21 protein-coding genes are annotated in these 16,674 nt (G+C 73.1%); 10 read left to right on the top strand and 11 right to left on the bottom strand.

Going from position 1 to position 16,674, the window contains the following annotated elements:
• Positions 1 to 1,534: hypothetical protein (locus F9B16_RS40435; protein ID WP_404800560.1), on the top strand; the 1,534-nt coding region annotated here is incomplete at its 5' end.
• Between the two features lie 63 nt (positions 1,535 to 1,597).
• Entirely contained in the window at positions 1,598 to 1,969 is a 372-nt protein-coding gene (locus F9B16_RS40430; RefSeq protein WP_151545555.1) for a cupin domain-containing protein, read from the top strand.
• A 56-nt stretch (positions 1,970 to 2,025) separates the two neighbouring features.
• On the opposite strand, the gene F9B16_RS40425 is transcribed toward F9B16_RS40430, so the two are convergent.
• The gene (locus F9B16_RS40425) at positions 2,026 to 2,448 is read right to left on the bottom strand and encodes a lamin tail domain-containing protein (protein ID WP_225992369.1); all 423 of its coding nucleotides are present in this window, start codon (positions 2,446 to 2,448) and stop codon (positions 2,026 to 2,028) included.
• Between the two features lie 187 nt (positions 2,449 to 2,635).
• Positions 2,636 to 3,565: an NADP-dependent oxidoreductase gene (locus tag F9B16_RS40420; RefSeq protein WP_151545553.1), complete on the bottom strand. Its 930-nt coding sequence runs from the start codon at positions 3,563 to 3,565 to the stop codon at positions 2,636 to 2,638.
• Positions 3,566 to 3,649: 84 nt separating this feature from the next.
• On the opposite strand from F9B16_RS40420, the gene F9B16_RS40415 reads away from it, so the two are divergent.
• On the top strand, positions 3,650 to 4,219 hold the full coding sequence (locus F9B16_RS40415) for a TetR/AcrR family transcriptional regulator (RefSeq protein ID WP_151545552.1): 570 nt from the start codon (positions 3,650 to 3,652) through the stop codon (positions 4,217 to 4,219).
• 9 nt (positions 4,220 to 4,228) lie between these two features.
• Here the strand turns inward: F9B16_RS40415 and F9B16_RS53740 are convergent, their stop codons facing one another.
• Together F9B16_RS53740 and F9B16_RS40410 are read right to left on the bottom strand one after the other, a co-directional pair.
• Positions 4,229 to 4,357, bottom strand: a complete 129-nt coding sequence (locus F9B16_RS53740; RefSeq protein ID WP_264159847.1) for a hypothetical protein — start codon at positions 4,355 to 4,357, stop codon at positions 4,229 to 4,231.
• Complete coding sequence (locus F9B16_RS40410) at positions 4,354 to 4,644, bottom strand: hypothetical protein (protein ID WP_151545551.1); 291 nt, start codon at positions 4,642 to 4,644, stop codon at positions 4,354 to 4,356. Before F9B16_RS40410 ends, F9B16_RS53740 begins: the two co-directional genes overlap by 4 nt.
• Before the next feature lie 171 nt (positions 4,645 to 4,815).
• Here F9B16_RS40410 and F9B16_RS40405 point away from each other — a divergent pair, with 171 nt between their 5' ends.
• Entirely contained in the window at positions 4,816 to 5,058 is a 243-nt protein-coding gene (locus tag F9B16_RS40405) for a GntR family transcriptional regulator (RefSeq protein ID WP_151545550.1), read from the top strand.
• A 3-nt stretch (positions 5,059 to 5,061) separates the two neighbouring features.
• On the opposite strand, the gene F9B16_RS40400 is transcribed toward F9B16_RS40405, so the two are convergent.
• Positions 5,062 to 5,823: an SDR family NAD(P)-dependent oxidoreductase gene (locus tag F9B16_RS40400; RefSeq protein WP_151545549.1), complete on the bottom strand. Its 762-nt coding sequence runs from the start codon at positions 5,821 to 5,823 to the stop codon at positions 5,062 to 5,064.
• A 77-nt stretch (positions 5,824 to 5,900) separates the two neighbouring features.
• Between F9B16_RS40400 and F9B16_RS40395 the strand changes: the two genes are divergently transcribed.
• A complete protein-coding gene (locus tag F9B16_RS40395) occupies positions 5,901 to 6,485 on the top strand; it encodes a hemerythrin domain-containing protein (RefSeq protein WP_151545548.1) in 585 nt (194 codons plus the stop codon).
• Between the two features lie 19 nt (positions 6,486 to 6,504).
• Positions 6,505 to 7,275: an SDR family NAD(P)-dependent oxidoreductase gene (locus F9B16_RS40390; RefSeq protein WP_151545547.1), complete on the top strand. Its 771-nt coding sequence runs from the start codon at positions 6,505 to 6,507 to the stop codon at positions 7,273 to 7,275.
• A 26-nt stretch (positions 7,276 to 7,301) separates the two neighbouring features.
• Here the strand turns inward: F9B16_RS40390 and F9B16_RS40385 are convergent, their stop codons facing one another.
• Positions 7,302 to 7,874 carry a TetR/AcrR family transcriptional regulator gene (locus tag F9B16_RS40385; protein ID WP_151545546.1) on the bottom strand — a complete coding sequence of 191 codons (573 nt, stop codon included), beginning with the start codon at positions 7,872 to 7,874 and terminating at the stop codon, positions 7,302 to 7,304.
• 87 nt (positions 7,875 to 7,961) lie between these two features.
• Between F9B16_RS40385 and F9B16_RS40380 the strand changes: the two genes are divergently transcribed.
• Positions 7,962 to 8,837, top strand: coding sequence for an SDR family oxidoreductase (locus F9B16_RS40380; protein ID WP_151545545.1), 876 nt, complete (start codon positions 7,962 to 7,964; stop codon positions 8,835 to 8,837).
• 103 nt (positions 8,838 to 8,940) lie between these two features.
• Positions 8,941 to 10,362 (top strand): MFS transporter, encoded by a 1,422-nt coding sequence (locus F9B16_RS40375; RefSeq protein WP_225992368.1) that lies wholly within the window; start codon positions 8,941 to 8,943, stop codon positions 10,360 to 10,362.
• A 3-nt stretch (positions 10,363 to 10,365) separates the two neighbouring features.
• Here the strand turns inward: F9B16_RS40375 and F9B16_RS40370 are convergent, their stop codons facing one another.
• Positions 10,366 to 10,677, bottom strand: a complete 312-nt coding sequence (locus F9B16_RS40370) for a hypothetical protein (protein WP_151545544.1) — start codon at positions 10,675 to 10,677, stop codon at positions 10,366 to 10,368.
• Positions 10,678 to 10,842: 165 nt separating this feature from the next.
• On the opposite strand from F9B16_RS40370, the gene F9B16_RS40365 reads away from it, so the two are divergent.
• Both F9B16_RS40365 and F9B16_RS40360 read left to right on the top strand, forming a co-directional pair.
• The gene (locus tag F9B16_RS40365; RefSeq protein WP_151545543.1) at positions 10,843 to 11,355 is read left to right on the top strand and encodes a GNAT family N-acetyltransferase; all 513 of its coding nucleotides are present in this window, start codon (positions 10,843 to 10,845) and stop codon (positions 11,353 to 11,355) included.
• Positions 11,356 to 11,504: 149 nt separating this feature from the next.
• Positions 11,505 to 12,833: a carbohydrate-binding protein gene (locus F9B16_RS40360; RefSeq protein ID WP_151545542.1), complete on the top strand. Its 1,329-nt coding sequence runs from the start codon at positions 11,505 to 11,507 to the stop codon at positions 12,831 to 12,833.
• Positions 12,834 to 12,887: 54 nt separating this feature from the next.
• On the opposite strand, the gene F9B16_RS40355 is transcribed toward F9B16_RS40360, so the two are convergent.
• The 4 genes from F9B16_RS40355 to F9B16_RS40340 all read right to left on the bottom strand — a co-directional run bounded on the left by F9B16_RS40355 (position 12,888) and on the right by F9B16_RS40340 (position 16,462).
• Positions 12,888 to 13,475 carry a DUF305 domain-containing protein gene (locus F9B16_RS40355; RefSeq protein WP_151545541.1) on the bottom strand — a complete coding sequence of 196 codons (588 nt, stop codon included), beginning with the start codon at positions 13,473 to 13,475 and terminating at the stop codon, positions 12,888 to 12,890.
• A 74-nt stretch (positions 13,476 to 13,549) separates the two neighbouring features.
• A complete protein-coding gene (locus F9B16_RS40350; protein ID WP_151545540.1) occupies positions 13,550 to 13,942 on the bottom strand; it encodes a DUF6153 family protein in 393 nt (130 codons plus the stop codon).
• A 60-nt stretch (positions 13,943 to 14,002) separates the two neighbouring features.
• Positions 14,003 to 15,568: an outer membrane protein assembly factor BamB family protein gene (locus F9B16_RS40345; protein WP_151545539.1), complete on the bottom strand. Its 1,566-nt coding sequence runs from the start codon at positions 15,566 to 15,568 to the stop codon at positions 14,003 to 14,005.
• Positions 15,569 to 15,571: 3 nt separating this feature from the next.
• Positions 15,572 to 16,462, bottom strand: a complete 891-nt coding sequence (locus tag F9B16_RS40340) for a hypothetical protein (RefSeq protein WP_192809223.1) — start codon at positions 16,460 to 16,462, stop codon at positions 15,572 to 15,574.
• Positions 16,463 to 16,674: the final 212 nt, after the last annotated feature.

Here is a 16,674-nt window from a genome sequence, read left to right as displayed (position 1 = left end):
CTTCGAGGTCGGCATGCTGGACCGCGCGCAGCTCGACCTGCTCGCCGAGGCCCGCGCCGCGCTGCCGGACACCCGGCCCGACCTGTCCGCCCTGGTCACCGCGCGGCTGTCGGTCGCGTCGTCGCTGCTCGAACCGGACCCGCGGCGGCTCGCGCTCGCCACCGAGGCCGTCCGGCTGGGCCGCGCGTCCGGGGACGCGACCGCGCTCGCCGCCGCCCTCGCCGCGCTGTGCGACGCCCAGGCGGGGCCGGACCACTGCGCGGACCGCCGCGCGCACGCCACCGAGATCATCGAGCTGGCGTCCGGGCTGCGGAACGCGCCGCTGGAGCTGCTCGGCCGCCGGCTCCGGTTCGTCGCGCACCTCGAGACGGGCGCGATGGCCGACGCGCAGGCGGACGCGCTGGCCTTCGGCGCGGCCGCCGCCGCCCTCCGCCACCCGCGCTACCTGTGGCTCGTCCCGCTGTGGCGGGGCATGTGGGCGCTGCGCGAGGGCCGCTACGACGAGTGCCGCCTCGCGCTCGGCGAGGCGGAGACGATCGGCGCCCGGGCCGGCAGCGCGAACGCGTCCCTGCTCGTCCAGACGCAGCGCTGGTGCCTGCTCGCCGCGCTCGGCGACCGCGACGGGCTCGCGGGGATGCTCGCCGCGCTCGACTCCCTGGAGCCCGGCGGGGTCTGGCCCCGGATCAGCCGGGCGCTGCTGCTCGCGCAGCTCGGCCGCACCGGCGAGGCCCGCGCGGGGCTGGACGCGGTCGCGCCGCTGCTGCCCGGCCTGCCGCGCGACTCCGAATGGCTGCCCGCGCTGGCGCAGGTCGCCGAGACGGTCGCGCTGGCCGGGCCGCATCCGGTGGCGTCCTGGGTCCGCGACCGGCTGGCCCCGTACCGGGACCTGTACGCGGTCGAGGGGTTCGGCGCGGCCGTCCGGGGCCCGGTCGCGCACTTCCTCGACCTGCTGGACGACCGGTCCGGCGGCCCGCCGGGTGGCCCGCCGGGCGGGCCGGGCGGTGGTTCGGTGTTCCGGCGCGAGGGCGAGTTCTGGACCGTCCGGTACAGGGGCGTCGAGACCCGGCTCCGCGACGGCAAGGGCCTGCGCGACCTGGCGAAACTCCTTGCCCAGCCGGGACGGGAGATCGCCGCCCTCGACCTCGCCACCGCCGCGTCGCCGGACCGGGCACCGGCGCCGGACCCGGGGACGGGCGGGCTGCACGAGCCGTCCGACACCGGCGAGGTCCTCGACGCCACCGCCCGCGCCGCCTACCGGGAGCGGCTGCGGGAGCTGGAGGGCGACCCCGATCGCGCCGCCGAACGCGAAGCCCTGCTGGAGGCGCTGGCCACCGCGTACGGGCTGGGCGGACGGGTCCGCCGCACCGGGTCCGCCGCCGAGCGCGCCCGCACCGCGGTCACGTCCCGCATCCGGGGCGCGGTCCGCCGCATCGCCCGCGACGACCCGGCGCTCGGCCGGCACCTCGACCGGTCCGTCCGCACCGGCGCGTTCTGCGTCTACGACCCGGATCCGCTGGAGAAGTGGACGGTGTGAGCCCCGATCTCACACCGTGCCGCCGCTTCTCACGCCCCAGGGGTGAGGAGAAAGGAGGCCGCCATGCCGAGGACCAGCAAGCAGGAGACGCCGATCGCCGTGGACGAGCCGATGATCGAGGTCCGCGTCGCGGACCTGGGCGGCTGCACCGTCGCCTACGAGACGGACAAGGCCGACTTCGACCCCGCCGCCCTGTTCCGGGGGCTGCCCGACGACCGCTGCCAGTGCCCGCACTGGGGCGTCGTCGTCAAGGGCCAGATCATCTTCCGGTACGCCGACCGCGACGAGGTCTTCCACGCCGGTGACGCCTACTACGCGGCACCGGGCCACGTCCCGCTGATGTTCGGTGGCGCCGAGGTGATCGAGTTCAGCCCGACGGACCGGTTGCAGGAGACCACCGCGGTGATCGAGGCCAACATGAAGGCGATGGCCTGACGCCGGCGAACCGCCACGGCCCGCCCGGACGGCGCGTCCGGGCGGGCCGTCACGCGTCAGCAGTACTTGGACGAGCCGCTGCTGCCCCACTTGCAGGAGTCCGCCAGCGCGCCGCTCGGGTAGCGGAGGTAGGCGGTGTCACCGGTGTTGTTCCAGATGTAGGCCTTCGAGCCCCAGTACCGGTTCGTCGCGGTGTTCGTGCCCCGCCCCGTGTGTACGTAGACCGACTTGTGCCCCTTGATGGTGAACGAGCCGAACTTGTACGTGTGCCCGGACTTGTCGCGCAGCGTGACCCCCTTGAGCTGCTTCGACGAGGCCGAGGTGTTGTACAGCTGCACCCACTCGGCGTTCAGCGACGCGTTCGACCCCGTGTCCTTGCCGGGCGAGTCGAAGTAGACCCGGTAGATCTGCACCGGGCTCGCGGCCTCCGCCGGGGCCGCCGCCAGCAGCCCCGCCGCCACCGCTCCGGCGATGGCCACGACCCCCGCAACTACGCGCCTCTTCACCCCGGGAACCCCTTTCGTCGATCAGCGAATGCCTCTTTGTACCGGTATTCGCTTACACATGGGGGCGTGTGGCCATGTGTGGGTACGATGGCAACCGCACGGCCCTCTCAAGCGTCCCCGGGACCCCGTGTTTTCCCTGGTGAAGCCCGAAGTCCCGGCGTCAGAGCGTGATCACGACCTTGCCGTGGACGTGGCGTCCGGCCTGCAGCGCCACCGCGTCGCGGACCTTCTCGATCGGGAACGTCGCGGCGATCGGCACGGTCAGCTCGCCGGCGAGGATCGCGTCGGTGATGCGGTCCAGGGCGTCGGGCCGCGCGTCGAAGCCGCCGGTCGCGCGCACGCCGCCGGGAGGGGTGGGCCCCGCGGCGATCGTGGAGATCCGCTCGGGCGGGACGCCGAGCGCGAGCGCGGTCTCGGCCGTCTCGGTGCCGAACAGGTCGGTCGCGGCGGTCACGCCATCCGGGGCCAGGGCCCTGACCCGGTCGGCCAGGCCGGGACCGTACGTCACGGGCTCGGCGCCCAACTGCCGCAGGAAGTCGAAGGTGCCCTCCGAGGCGGTGCCGATCACGGTGGCGCCGGCGAGCTTCGCGAGCTGGACGGTGAACACGCCCACACCGCCCGCCGCGCCGCCGATCAGGACGGTGTCGCCGGACCCCAGATCGATCGCCGCGAGAGCGGCGGCGGCGCTCAATCCGGCCACCGGAAGCGTGCTCGCCACCTCGTCGCCGATGCCGTCCGGCGTGTGCCACAGCATCTCGGGCGACGCCGTCGGCACCTTGATCACCAGGAAGTCGGCGGCGGCCCTCCCCACCGCGCCGCCGTAGACGCGGTCGCCCGCGGCGAACCCCGCGGCGCCGTCGCCGACCTCGTCGACCACGCCCGCGAAGTCGGACCCGAAGCCGGACGGCAGGGTGATGCCGAACCGCGCCGCCGCGTCGGGCCGCGCGGCGAGGAGCCAGTCCATCGGGTTCAGCCCGACGGTCGTCACGCGGACGCGGACCTCGCCCGGGCCGGCGTGCGGCTCGGGGACGTCCCGCAGCTCCAGTACCTCGGGACCCCCGAACGTCTCGTAGATGACGGCTCGGCTCATGACGGACCTCCGTGAGCGACGGTGATGGGACTTGGTCTTATCACTGTACACGAGTGATGGGACCAAGTGCCGTACACTGTTCGCATGGCCCGCTGGCAGCCCAACGCGTCGCAGCGGCTCGTCGCCGCCGCCCTCGACCTCTTCGCGGAGCGCGGCTACGAGAACACGACGGTGATCGACATCGCGCGGCGCGCCGACCTGACCAAGAGCACCTTCTTCCGCTACTTCCCGGACAAGCGGGAAGTCCTCTTCGGCGGCGACACGATGACCGGGCTCCTCGCCAAGGGGATCGCCGCCGCCCCCGCGACCGCGACCCCCCTCGAAGCGGTGGCGCACGTCCTGGACGCGGTCGGCCGCGAAGCCTTCACGCCCGACCGCCGCGAGTTCACCGCCCGCCGCCGGGCGGTGATCGCCACCCACCCCGAGCTGCAGGAACGCGAGGCGCTGAAGGGACTCGCCCTCACCGCCGCGCTGGCCGGCGCGCTCCAGCGGCGCGGCGTCCCCGAACTGACCGCCCGCGTCGCCGCGGAACTCGGCGCGCTCGCCATGAAGATCGCCTTCGAGCGCTGGAGCGACACGGCCAACGGCGACGACTTCGCCGACCTCGCGCGCCGGACGCTCCGCGACCTGCAAGAGGCCACCGCCTCCTGCTGACACCCCGGATCAGAAGCCGGCGCGATGCCTCCCCTGGTATCGGGGCCGCGCGCTCGGCGCCGTCACCGACGCGCCGAGGAAGGCCACACCCCCGGCCACGAAGCCGAGCACCGCCGCCACGACGACCATCAGGCTCACAGCTCCACCCCCGGCTCCCCGTTCAGCAGCGATTTCAGCGCCAGCACGGCGTCCGATATCTGGTCCGCCTCCGCGATCGGATGGCACCACGAGGTGAAGAACCACGGCCGCCCGCCGTCGTCCTCGCGCGCCCGCACGCCGATCACGTCCGCCGGATGCGCCGCGCAGCACCCCGGCGCCTCCGGGTTCTCGACGTGCAGCCCGTCCAGGGTCATCCGCGCCCGCAGCCCGTGCGCGCGCAACACCGTGCCCAGCGCTTCGAGCCGCGCTCTAGCATCGGGGGTCATGGATCGTTCGCCTCCTCAGGGCGGTCGGTCCTAGGCCCCGGCACGGCGCGCCATCGCCGCGCCGGGGCCGTCTCTCTTCCAAGGTACGAGAAGTTGTCACGGGTTGCCACGTGTATACCCAAGTAGAACCGTGTCTACGACCATAAACCCTGGTCAGCTAGGGTCAAGATCATGGCGCAGATCAACCTGGACGGCGCCCGGCCGCTGTATCTCCAGGTCGCGGACGATCTCGAGGCGCAGATCGCGGACGGCACGATCCCGCGCGGCGGCAGGGTCCCGTCCGCGACCCAGATCTGCGACACCTACGACGTGTCGCGGCGGACCGCCAACGAAGCGCTGCGGGTGCTGCGCGACAAGGGCCTCGTGCACGGCGTCGTCGGGCGCGGCACGTTCGTCGTCGAGCAGGACGACTGAGGGTCAGGCTTCTTCGGGGTCGTGGCCTTGGACGGAGCGGCCGCCGTCGACGGGGACGACGGCGCCGTTGACGAAGCTCGCCTCGTCCGAGAGCAGGTAGCGGACGGTCGCGGCGACCTCGTCGGGGCGGCCGACGCGGCCGACCGGGTGCAGGGCGCGCATCTGGTCCTCGATCCGCGCGGCGGACGCGGGGTCCTTGTCCGCGAGGAACGCCTCGTAGCGGGCGGTGGTGATGGAGCCGAGCGCGACGACGTTGACGCGGACGCCGCGCGGGCCGTAGTCCACGGCGAGGGCGCGGCTGAAGCCCTCGACGGCCGCCTTCGCCGTCGCGTAGGTGAGCGATCCCCGGACGGGACGCGCCGCCTGGTGCGATGACACGTTCACGACCGCGCCGCCCGTGCCCGCGTCCAGGAAGCGGCGGATCGCGGTCAGCGATCCCACCACGGCGGGGTCGAAGTTCAGCGCCACCGCGTCGATGACCTCGCGCGCCCCCGGCACGTCCACGGTGGCGTCGCGGAAGACGGCGGCGTTGTTGACCCAGCCCTTGAGGGTGCCCATGGCCTGCGCGGCGTCCGCCGCCCGGGCCGCGACGGCCTCGTCCCGCACGTCGCCGGCGACGGCGGTGACGCGCGGGCCGGTCGCCCAGTCCACGGCGGACGGGTCCAGGTCGACGACCACCACGTGCCCGCCGTCGGCGAGGAGGCGTTCGGCGATCGCGCGGCCGATGCCGCGCCCGCCGCCGGTCACAACGGAGGAAAGCTCCACGGATCGGAACGTACCACCGCGTTTGGCGGTGGACGTGGGGGCAGGGGAACCCGGACACGGGTTTCGAGGAGGTAGCGATGACCGACGTCTTCACGGTCCTGGCGGACGACCACACCGAGGTCAAGCAGATGCTCACCGAGCTGGAGGCCGGCTCGGCGGGGGCGTCCGAGGCGTCCGTGCACGGCGAGGACGGGCTGCGGCTGCGCAAGAAGATGGTGGAGCGGCTCATCATCGAGGAGTCCAAGCACGAGGCGGTCGAGGAGGAGTACTTCTGGCCGGCGGTGCGCGAGCTGCTGACCGAGGGCGACCGGCTCGCCGACCGCGCCGTCGAGCAGGAGCAGGCGGCGAAGAAGGTGCTGAACGAGCTGATCGGGCTGGACGCGGGCGAGCCGCGGTTCGAGGAGCTGCTCGCGAACCTCATCACCGCCGGCCGCGCGCACATCGCCTTCGAGGAGACCGAGGTGTGGCCGGCGCTGCGCAAGGTCATGACCGACGAGCGGGCGGAGCGGCTCGGCGAGAAGCTCGAGCGGGGCAAGAAGCTCGCGCCGACGCGCCCGCACCCGAACACCCCGCCGAAGCCGGGGATCCTCAAGGCGGCCGGTCCGGCGGTGGCGGCGGCCGACAGGGTCCGCGACAAGATCACCGGCCGCGGTCAGGACTGACGTTCCAGGAGGAGGGGCCATGACGGAGCCGACGCGGCTGGCGCTGGTCACCGGCGCGTCCACCGGCATCGGGCGGGCGCTGGCGGACGAGTTCGCCCGGCACGGCCTCCATGTGATCATGGCGGCGGAGAACGCGGAGATCACCGCGGCGGCCGAGGCCGTGGGGGACGCGACGCCCGTCCGGGTGGACCTGGCGACGCCGCAGGGGGTCGAGGAGCTGTACGCGGCGGTGGGCACGCGCCCCCTGGACGCGGTGGCGATCAACGCGGGCGTCGGGGTCGGCGGCGACTTCGCGCGCGACAACGCGCTCGCCGACGAGCTGAACCTCGTCGACCTGAACGTCCGGTCGGCCGTCCACCTGGCGAAGCTGGTGCTGAACGACATGGTCCGGCGGGGTTCGGGGCGGGTGCTGTTCACCTCGTCGATCGCCGCGACGTCCCCGGGCCCGTATCTCGCCACGTACGCGGCGTCTAAAGCGTTCCTGTACTCGTTCGCGGAAGCGCTGCGCCACGAGCTGCACGGCACCGGCGTCACCGTGACGGCGCTGCTTCCCGGCCCGACGCGGACGAACTTCTTCGAGCGGGCCGGGGTGCTCGACACCCGGCTCGGCAAGGCCGGCAAGGACGACCCGGCGGACGTGGCGCGGCAGGCCTACGAGGCGCTCATGGCGGGCAAGGACCACGTCGTCACCGGCTCGGCGCGCACCAAGGTGCAGACGACGGCGTCCCGGGCGATGCCGGAGCCGGTCAAGGCGAAGATGCACGCGCTGATGTCCAAGCCGGGCACCTAGCCGAGCGCGGCCGGCGCGGCGCGCACCTAGCCGAGGGCGGCCAGCGCGGCGCGCAGCTCGTCGAGCGCCTCGCGCGCGAGGTCGGTGAGCGTCCGCGCGACGGACGGGTCGGACCAGCGGGCGAAGGCGTCGTCGAACGCGCGGACGCCGAGTTCGGCGGCGAGGCCCGCGGCCGGGCCGGGCGTGCCGCGCTCGCGGAGCGCGCCGGCGATGGCGGCGGCGAGCTGGTCGTGCTTGAACGCGGCACGCTCGCGCAGCTCGTCGTTGGCGGCGATGACGGCGAGGAGCCGGGCGGCGAAGTCGCGGCGGTCCTCGGTGAAGGTGGCCGCGAGGGCGTCGAGGGCGGCGGCGACCGCCTCCAGCGGCGTGGCCTGGGCGGGCGCCGCGGCGACCGCCTCGGCGAGGGTCCGGCTGTGCAGTTCCTGGCCCGCGAACAGCACCTCGCGCTTGTCCGGGAAGTGCCGGAAGAAGGTGGTCTTGGTCAGCCCGGCGCGCTCGGCGATCCCGGTGACGGTGGTGGCGTCGTAGCCCTGCTCGGCGAACAGGTCGATGGCGGCGCGCACCAGCCGCTCCCGCGCGTTCGGTTCCCATCGGGCCATGGCGGACAGCATAGGTGATGTTACTTGGTACCGTCACTGCTGGTACGGTGACGGTACCAAGTCACATCACTTGCAGGGGAGCCCCTCATGCGCGTCTTCGTCACCGGTGCGAGCGGCCACATCGGATCCGCCGTCGTGCCCGAACTGCTCCGGGCCGGGCACGAGGTCACCGGCCTCGCCCGCTCCGACGCCTCCGCCGCCGCCGTCCAGGCCCTGGGCGCCCGGGTACGCCGCGGCGACCTCGGCGACCTCGACGGGCTGCGCGACGCCGCGGCCGCCGCCGACGCGGTCGTCCACCTCGCGTTCGACCACGCCAGCGTCGCCCCGGACGCCTTCGCCCGCGCGGCCGCCGCCGACCACGCCGCCGTCCAGGCGTTCGGCGACGCGCTGGCCGGCACCGGCAAGACCCTCATGGGCATCGGCTTCACGCCCACCGGCGACGCGGCCACCGACGCGACGATCAACGCCAACCCGCGCTCGGCCGGCTCCCGCGCCGTCGCCGAACTCACCGACCGCGGCGTCCGCTCCATGCTCGTCGGGATCCCGCCGGTCACGCACAGCGACCGGGACCGGCACGGCTTCGTCCCCCGGATGATCGAGATCGCCCGCGCCACCGGCGTGTCCGGCTACGTCGGCGACGGCGCCAACCACTGGCCCGCCGTCCACACCCTCGACCTCGCCCGCCTCTACCGGCTGGCCCTGGACGGGGCGCCGGCCGGCGCGCAGCTGTACGCGGCCGCCGAACCGGGCATCCCGGTCCGCGAGATCGCCGAGGCCATCGGCCGCCACCTGGACGTCCCGGCCGTCAGCATCCCCGCCGAGCAGGCCGCCGACCACTTCAAGGGCTTCCCGTTCGTCACCTACGACATCACGATGCCCAACGCCGAAACCCGCGAGCTCCTCGGCTGGGACCCCGTCCACCCGACCCTGATCGAGGACCTCGACCAGGGCCACTACTTCTGACCCGCCCATCGGCCGGCCGGGACCCGCGTTCACCGGGGCCCCGGCCGCCCCCGCGCCCACCGCCGCCACATACCTGCGGCGCGCCCGGGCACTACGTGTAGTTGTGATCACGGCGCAGGCCCCACGCGGATGGGGACGGGCGGTCGACGCCCTCACACGCCGGCTCGGCGGGCCCCGCCAGGCCCGCGTCGTGCTGCTGCTCGCCTGCGTCCTCGCCCTCAACACCGCCGACTCCGGCGTCATCGGCGCGATCGTCGAGCAGCTGCGCACCTCCCTGCACATCGATAACACGCAGGTCGGCGTGCTGACCGCCGCGCCGTCCCTGGTCGGCGCCGTCGCCACCGTCCCGGTCGGGATGCTCACCGACCGCGTCCCGCGCGTCCCGCTGCTCGCCGGCAGCATCGTGCTGTGGAGCGCCGCCATGGTCGTCGGCGGCCTCGCCACGTCCTACGACTGGCTGCTGACGTCCCGGGTCGCGCTCGGCGCCGTCACCGCGACCGCCGGTCCCACCGTCGCGTCCCTGACCGGCGACCTGTTCCCGCACCGCGAGCGCGCCGGCATCTACGGGCGGATCCTCGCCGGCGAGCTGATCGGCGCCGGGTTCGGCCTGGTCGTCGGCGGGAACGTCGCCGCCGCGCTGAGCTGGCGCGTGTCGTTCTGGTTCGTCGCGGTGCTCGGGCTGCTGCTCGCCGCCGCCGTCTGGCGGCTGCTGCCCGAACCCGGCCGCGGCGCGCAGGGCCCGGCCCGCGCCGACGCCCGCGACGGCGCCGAGGCCGCCCAGCAGGCGGTGGACGAATCGGGCGTCCAGCCACGCCCGGAGAGCCTGCTGCACACCGACCCGTCCCGGATGACGCTGCCCCAGGCCGCGAAGCACGTGCTGCGGATCCGCACCAACGTGATCATCATCGTCGCGTCCGCCATCGGCTACTTCTTCTTCGCCGGGCTGCGGACCTTCGCGATCGTGTTCGTCCAGCACCGGTACGGCGTCGGGCGCGCCGAGCTGAGCCTGCTCGTCCCGGTCATCGGCCTCGGCGCGCTCGCCGGCGTCCTCACCGCCGGACGCCTCGCCGACCGCCTCGTCCGGCGCGGCCGGGTCGCCGCCCGCGTGCTGGTGCCGAGCGCCGCCTACACCGCGTCCGCGCTGCTGTTCCTGCCCGGCCTGCTGACCACCTCGGCGTGGCTCGCGATGCCGCTGTTCTTCCTCGCCGCCGCCGCGCTGGCCGGCGCGAACCCGCCGCTGGACGCCGTCCGCCTCGACGTCGTCCACTTCGGGCTGTGGGGCCGCGCCGAGAGCATCCGCACGATCCTGCGGATGCTCGGCGAGGCGGTCGCGCCCGTCCTGTTCGGCTGGCTGTCCGGCGTCTTCGCGCCCGGCGACCACTCCGGCACCGGCCTGGACCGCGTGTTCCTGCTCGCCCTGATCCCGCTGCTGGTCAACGGCCTGATCCTGCTGCGGGCGCGGCGCAGCTACCCGGCGGACGTCGCGGCCGCCATGGAGTCCGAACGGCGCTTCACCGCCGCGTGACCCTCAGATCACCATCCGCCGCGACACCAGCCCGTGCCCCACCTTCTCGCCGTGCCACAGATCGAACCGGCATCCCGCCGGGAACGCGCCCGGCCCCGCCGTCTCCGTCAGCAGCGTCATCGTCACGATGTGGTCGACGTCGCCCGGCCGCAGCGGCTCCCCGTCGTCGGTCGTCATGACGACCTTGTGGAACGCGTTCGGCTTGTGCTCCGCGCCCTTCTCCCGCAGCGTGAACGGGCAGCCCTCGGCCGGAAGCTCCGTCCCGATCGCCCGCTCGTCCAGCGAGACCAGCGCCTTGAACTTCGTCAGCTTCATGTCCGTCGCTCCTCCCACCACGCGGCGCCCGACGTCCTCTCCCTTCCCTCCCATGCTTCCACCCAACGCCACCCCCACCCCGTGAGACCATGATCACCCTGTGCGAGGCATCGACGGCCGGCGGCGGCGGGTGGCATTGTCGGGCGGGGTGCTGGGAGGGCGTTCATGACGGTGGTGCGGGCCGTTCGGGCCGAGGATCTCGAGGCGGTGGCGGGGATCGCGGCGCATTACGTGCTGAACAGCGTGGCGACGTTCGCGGAGACGCCGCAGACGGTCGCGGAGTGGCGGGAGCGGCTCGACGACCTGGAAAGGCGCGGGCTGCCGTTCCTCGTCGCCGAGGTGGACGGCGAGGTCGCCGGGTACGCGTACACGGGGCCGTGGCGGCCGAAGCCCGCGTACCGGTACACCGTCGAGGACACGATCTACCTCGCCCCGGGCCATCTCGGCAAGGGGCTCGGGACGGCGCTGCTCGGCGAGCTCGTGGAGCGGGCGGCGAAGGCGGGGATGCGGCAGATGATCGCGGTGATCGCCGACGCCGACGGCGACGGGTCCGTGGCGCTGCACCGGCGGTTCGGGTTCGTCGAGGCGGGACGGCTGGACGGCGTCGGCCACAAGCACGGGCAGTGGATCGGCACGATCCTGATGCAGCGAGCCCTGGGCGACGGAACGGAAGAATAGGGGCCTTCCCGGCCCGCGCCGCCGGGGTTACCCTTCGCATGGCGTCCGTGCCGGTCGTTTGCGCCTCGACTTGGGAGGGTCCCGTCCGCGGGACGGTTCGGCTCTGACACCGGCTCCTCTGTGTCCCGCTTTACCGAGGAGTCGTCCCGATGCACCTCAAGCACAAGCGATGGTCCGCGGCCGTGGCCGCGCTGGCCTCGGCCGCCGCGGCGGTCGTCCTGTCCCTCGGCGCGCTGGTCGCGCTGTCGGCGCCGTCGTCCGCGCGGTCCGCCCCGTCGATCGCCTGCGCGTACCCGGCGTGGGCGGAGGGCACCACCTACAAGGTCGGAGACAAGGTCACCTACAGCGGCGACGGTTACGAGGCGCTCGTCGCGCACACCGCCTACCCCGGCGCGAACTGGAACCCCGCGTCCACGCCGACGCTGTGGCGCGACCTCGGTGCGTGCGACGCGTCGACGCCGCCGACCACCCCGACGACGACGCCCCCGACCACGCCCCCGACCACGACGCCGCCCGGCGACGGGACGTGCGCGGTGAAGTCGCGGCCCGCCGGCAAGGTGCTGCAGGGGTACTGGGAGAACTGGGACGGCGCGTCCAACGGCGTCCACCCGCCGTTCGGCTGGACGCCGATCGACAATCCGGTGATCAAGCAGCACGGCTACAACGTGATCAACGCGGCGTTCCCGGTGATCCGGTCGGACGGCACCGTCCTGTGGGAGGACGGCATGGACTCGACCGTCAAGGTCGCCACCCCCGCCGAGATGTGCGCGGCGAAGGCGGCCGGCGCGACGATCCTCATGTCGATCGGCGGCGCCGCGGCGGGCATCGACCTCAGTTCGAGCACCGTCGCGGACCGGTTCGTCCAGACGATCGTGCCGATCCTGAAGAAGTACAACTTCGACGGGATCGACATCGACATCGAGACGGGCCTGTCCGGCAGCGGCAGCATCACCCAGCCGTCCGCCTCGCAGACCAACCTGATCCGCATCATCGACGGGGTGCTCGCGCAGATGCCGTCGAACTTCGGGCTCACGATGGCGCCGGAGACCGCGTACGTCACCGGCGGCAGCGTCACCTACGGGTCGATCTGGGGCGCCTACCTGCCGATCATCAAGAAGTACGCGGACAACGGGCGGCTGTGGTGGCTGAACATGCAGTACTACAACGGCAGCATGTACGGCTGCTCCGGTGACTCGTACTCCGCCGGGACGGTCGAGGGCTTCGTCAAGCAGACCGAGTGCCTGAACAACGGCCTGACCATCCAGGGCACGACCATCAAGGTGCCGTACGACAAGCAGGTCCCCGGGCTGCCCGCGCAGCCGGGCGCCGGCGGCGGCTACATGGCGCCGAGCCTGGTCGGGCAGGCCTGGAGCCAGTTCGGCGGCGCTCTGAAGGGCCTGATGACCTGGTCCATCAACTGGGACGGCTCGAAGGGCTGGACGTTCGGCGACAACGTCCGCGGTCTCCAGGGCCGCTGACCCGGGACGCGGAGGCGGCCGGACGGGAGCGTCCCGTCCGGCCGCCGTCCGGCGCTACTTCAGGAGGTCGCGCATCTTGGCGATCTCGGCGGACTGCGTGCGGACGATGCTCGCGGCCAGCGCCTTCGCGTCGGCGTTCTGACCGGAGCGGTCCTCGGCCCGCGCCATCGTCACGGCGCCCCGGTGATGCTCGATCATCATCCGCAGGAACGCCTTGTCGAAGGCGGCGCCCTTGAGGGCCTTGAGCGAGGTCATGTCCTTGTCACTCATGATGCCGGGCATGTCGTGGTGCATCCCGGTCATCGCGGCGGGCGCGCCCCACGCCTTCAGCCAGCCGGTCATCTTCTCGATCTCCGGTGCCTGGGCCTTCTCGATGCCCGCCGCGAGAGCCTTGACCTGCGCGGACGACGCGCGGGACGGCGCGAGCCCGGCCATCTCGACGGCCTGCCGGTGATGCGGGATCATCATCTGCGCGAACATGACGTCCTGCTCGTTGTGCGACGCCTGCGCAGCGGACATGGACATGGACGGGGTCGCGGACGGCTTGGAGCCGCCCTTGCCGTCGGAGTCACCGGAGTCGCCGCACGCCGCGAGGGCGAAGGCCAGGGCGGGGACGGCGACGAGCGCGATTGCGCGTTTCACTGGTTCGAGCCTTTCGTGTGCCGGTTCATGACAGGTCTTCGCGGCACGCCGAAGCGGCGCACCGCAAGGGCCTGTCACAGCCGCAGCACGCTCAACCGGTGAAGGGAGGGGCCGGGCGGGGAACGTCCGCCGCGCGGCATGGGAGTCCGGACGGGACGGCGCGCAACGGCGGCCACCCGCATCACGCGGAACAGGCCGAACAGCAGCGCGACCAGCAGGGAGATGAGCAGCATCCCCAGGCACATCTGCCCGCTCGGATGGTCCGGATGGTGGTCGCCCGGCGGGTCGCCGACCACCACGTGATGGTGCGCGGAGCCGCCGGCGCTCGCCAGCGGAGCGGCGGCCATCTCCATCGGGCCCGGGGACGCCTGGAGGCCGTGCATCGCCATCAGCCCGGCGAACAGCAGCAGCAGGCACAGCGGCGTCCCCCGATGGGAGCGCCGCCGTGCCCGCTTCAGTGGTGCCACCGTCTCCCCGCCGTCCCGGAAGTCCTTCCGGACCTCATGCTAGGGCGGGACGCGGCGGGCTCAGGACGGGGAGAACGCGTACAGCTTGTTGTTCTGCGCGCAGTCGTAGGTGCCGTCGGAGCAGAGCCCGAACCAGTATCCGGAGCCCCAGTAGACGGTCCCGGCGACGACGGCCGCGCCGCCGATCACCGCGCCGCCGCTGTTGTACCGCCACAGGACGTCGCCGTTGGCGGCGTTCAGCGCGAACATCGTGTCGGCCGCGCCGTTGATGCCGCCGGCGTAGACGACGCCGTTCGCCGCGCTGAGGAACCCGATGTCGAGCGTCCCGTACGGGTCGCCGACCTGCCAGAGGATCTTGCCGGTGGCCGCGTCGAGCGCCGCCCACGAGCCGCCGTTCACGGTCGTCTTCGTCCCGTCGGCGCCGACGATGTCGTACTCCTCGTGTTCGGCGTTGCCGATGCCGACGTACACGCGCTTGCCGTCGGTCGCCGACCCCCACTCCATGCCGCCGAGGTCGCTGCCCGGGCCGACCTGGGTGTGCCAGATCTCCTTTCCGGTCGCGGGGTCGAGCGCCCAGTAGATGCCGCTCTTCTGGCCGACGCCGAGGATGCTGCGCAGGTGCCCGCCGTCGGAGACCTGGTACAGATTCGGCGCCGACCCGAAGTCGAAGTCAGGGCCGCAGGTTTCGCAGTCCTCCGTCCCGACGTCGGCGGTCAGCGTCTTGAACGACCAGTCGACGGCGCCGGTCCGCAGGTCGAGGGCGACGACGGAGTCGGTGTAGTTGTCGTCCGGGCCCTGCTCGCAGTCCTGCTGGCCGGGGCGGGTGCAGACGCCGTCCGGCACCGTGTAGTTGTTGCCGGTCGTCACGAACAACCGCCCGGTGGTGTTGTCGACGGCGAACGAGCTGCCCCACACCGAGTTGCCGGTGTACCCGTCGGGCGCCATGTACCGCCGCCACCGGACGGCGCCGGTCACCGCGTCCAGCGCGACGACGCTGCCGCGGAACCGCACCGGATGGCCGTCGCCGAACTCGACGCGGCTCGCCGTCCCGACGTAGACGGTGTCGCCGTTCACGACCGGCGACGTCGTCACCATCGCGGCCGGGTCCGCGTCGATCAGCGTGCTCCAGCGCTTCGCGCCGGTGACCCGGTCGGCGGCCATGACGCGGGCTCCGGCGTCGCCCGGCACGCTGGACACGCCGTCGCCGAACACGATCTCCGTGCCGGCGACGGCCGGGCTCGTCCGGGACACGTCGCCGGACACGCCGCTGTAGTCCGACACCGGGCGCTGCCAGCGGACCGCGCCGGTGAGCGCGTCCACCGCCGACAGCTTGCCGCCGTAGTCGGGGACGTACACGGTGCCGAGCGACACCGTCGGGGTCGCGGACACGTTGCCGCCGAGCGTCGCGGTCCAGCGCGGCTTGAGCCGCGACGCGTTGCCGGGCGAGATCACCGTCTCCGTCGCCGCGTACCGCGTGTTGGCGATGTTCTGCCCCGCGACCGTCCAGCCCGGGACGTACGGGACGGCACCGGACGGCGCCGCCGACGCGGACGGGAGCGCGAACACCGCGGCGGCGAGAGCGGCGGCGCCGGCCAGGGCCTTGCCGCGGATCCGTGGACGGGCCATCGGTCAGCCCTCCGCGATGTAGGCGTGGACGATGCCCATGACGTCGTTCCGCGCGGCGGGCGAGTCGTAGTAGCTGGTGACGGTCAGCCGGTCGCCGCGCGCGACCGTCGCGAGCGGGTCGCCGGAGCAGGTGCCCATCTTCACGATGGTCCGCATCCCGCCCATCGTGTCGTAGGTGGCGGGCGAGTCGCAGATCAGCGTGCCGGTCGTGTCGTCGGCGGCCTTCACGTGAACGCCGCCCGCGTGCTGGTGGCCGTTGGCGAACACGATGCGCCCGGCGACCGTGGACGTCCAACTCCACGTGTGCGTGCTCGGCCCGGCCGGGACGCTGTAGTCGGAGGTGAGGCAGCCGCCCGCGTCCAGCCACAGCGACCGCACCGGCGTCGTCGAACCGGCGGCGGCAATGGTGTAGGTGATGGAAATGTAGACCGTCTTCGGCGCCGACGAGTAATTCATCAGATCGGTCAGCATGGCCCACCGGTCATAGCTTTTCACCGGCATCCCGTAACCGTCCGGCATGGTCTTTTCCGTGCGCTCGTCGCCGGACGCCCAGATGCGGTCGCCGAGCGGGCTGAGCGGGCAGACGGTGTCGTGCGCGGCCAGGTTCGAGATGACGAAGTGGTGCAGCATCGGGCCGCTGTTCATGTCGGCGGTGCTGCCGTCGGCGTACACCAGGTCCGGCTTCTCGCCGACGATGTCGCAGTTGGAGCAGGGTTTCGGCGCCGCCGACATCACGTTCGGCAGCTCGCCGGGACGGTCCATGGTGCCGCCCGGGATCGTCCACGGGCCGTACTTCACCGTCACCGTCTGCGTGGCCGCGGCCGCCGGGGCCGCCGCCGGAGCGGCGGCCAGCGCATGACCCGTCCCGGCGAGGGCCGCCACGGAAGCGACCATCGCCACGATCATCGTTCGGAGTCTTCGGCGCACTTCGATCACCCCATTCTGGCTCGGCACGAATTCCACCCGGAATTGCGTGCGGCCCGAATGTAAGGCCGGCTCCGCGTCCCGCCATCGGCGAAACCACCGGCCGCGCGCGCCGTTGCGCGGGCGCCCAGCGGGCGGCCCGCCGGAGACGGCCGCCGCACACCGCACGCCGCCCCGCGCCG

Origin of the sequence: Actinomadura montaniterrae (assembly GCF_008923365.1) — a bacterium.
Classification (GTDB): domain Bacteria; phylum Actinomycetota; class Actinomycetes; order Streptosporangiales; family Streptosporangiaceae; genus Spirillospora; species Spirillospora montaniterrae.
Note: the sequence above shows the minus strand (reverse complement) of the source record. Positions and strands in the feature narration are given on the sequence as shown.

Bases quoted from the DNA above. Each gene is read 5' to 3' on its own strand.
- F9B16_RS40430 (WP_151545555.1), top strand. From the start codon at position 1,598: ATGCCGAGGACCAGCAAGCAGGAGACGCCGATCGCCGTGGACGAGCCG.
- F9B16_RS40420 (WP_151545553.1), bottom strand. From the start codon at position 3,565: ATGAGCCGAGCCGTCATCTACGAGACGTTCGGGGGTCCCGAGGTACTG.
- F9B16_RS40415 (WP_151545552.1), top strand. From the start codon at position 3,650: ATGGCCCGCTGGCAGCCCAACGCGTCGCAGCGGCTCGTCGCCGCCGCC.
- F9B16_RS40410 (WP_151545551.1), bottom strand. From the start codon at position 4,644: ATGACCCCCGATGCTAGAGCGCGGCTCGAAGCGCTGGGCACGGTGTTG.
- F9B16_RS40405 (WP_151545550.1), top strand. From the start codon at position 4,816: ATGGCGCAGATCAACCTGGACGGCGCCCGGCCGCTGTATCTCCAGGTC.
- F9B16_RS40395 (WP_151545548.1), top strand. From the start codon at position 5,901: ATGACCGACGTCTTCACGGTCCTGGCGGACGACCACACCGAGGTCAAG.
- F9B16_RS40390 (WP_151545547.1), top strand. From the start codon at position 6,505: ATGACGGAGCCGACGCGGCTGGCGCTGGTCACCGGCGCGTCCACCGGC.
- F9B16_RS40385 (WP_151545546.1), bottom strand. From the start codon at position 7,874: ATGGCCCGATGGGAACCGAACGCGCGGGAGCGGCTGGTGCGCGCCGCC.
- F9B16_RS40380 (WP_151545545.1), top strand. From the start codon at position 7,962: ATGCGCGTCTTCGTCACCGGTGCGAGCGGCCACATCGGATCCGCCGTC.
- F9B16_RS40370 (WP_151545544.1), bottom strand. From the start codon at position 10,677: ATGAAGCTGACGAAGTTCAAGGCGCTGGTCTCGCTGGACGAGCGGGCG.
- F9B16_RS40365 (WP_151545543.1), top strand. From the start codon at position 10,843: ATGACGGTGGTGCGGGCCGTTCGGGCCGAGGATCTCGAGGCGGTGGCG.
- F9B16_RS40360 (WP_151545542.1), top strand. From the start codon at position 11,505: ATGCACCTCAAGCACAAGCGATGGTCCGCGGCCGTGGCCGCGCTGGCC.
- F9B16_RS40345 (WP_151545539.1), bottom strand. From the start codon at position 15,568: ATGGCCCGTCCACGGATCCGCGGCAAGGCCCTGGCCGGCGCCGCCGCT.
- F9B16_RS40340 (WP_192809223.1), bottom strand. From the start codon at position 16,462: ATGGTCGCTTCCGTGGCGGCCCTCGCCGGGACGGGTCATGCGCTGGCC.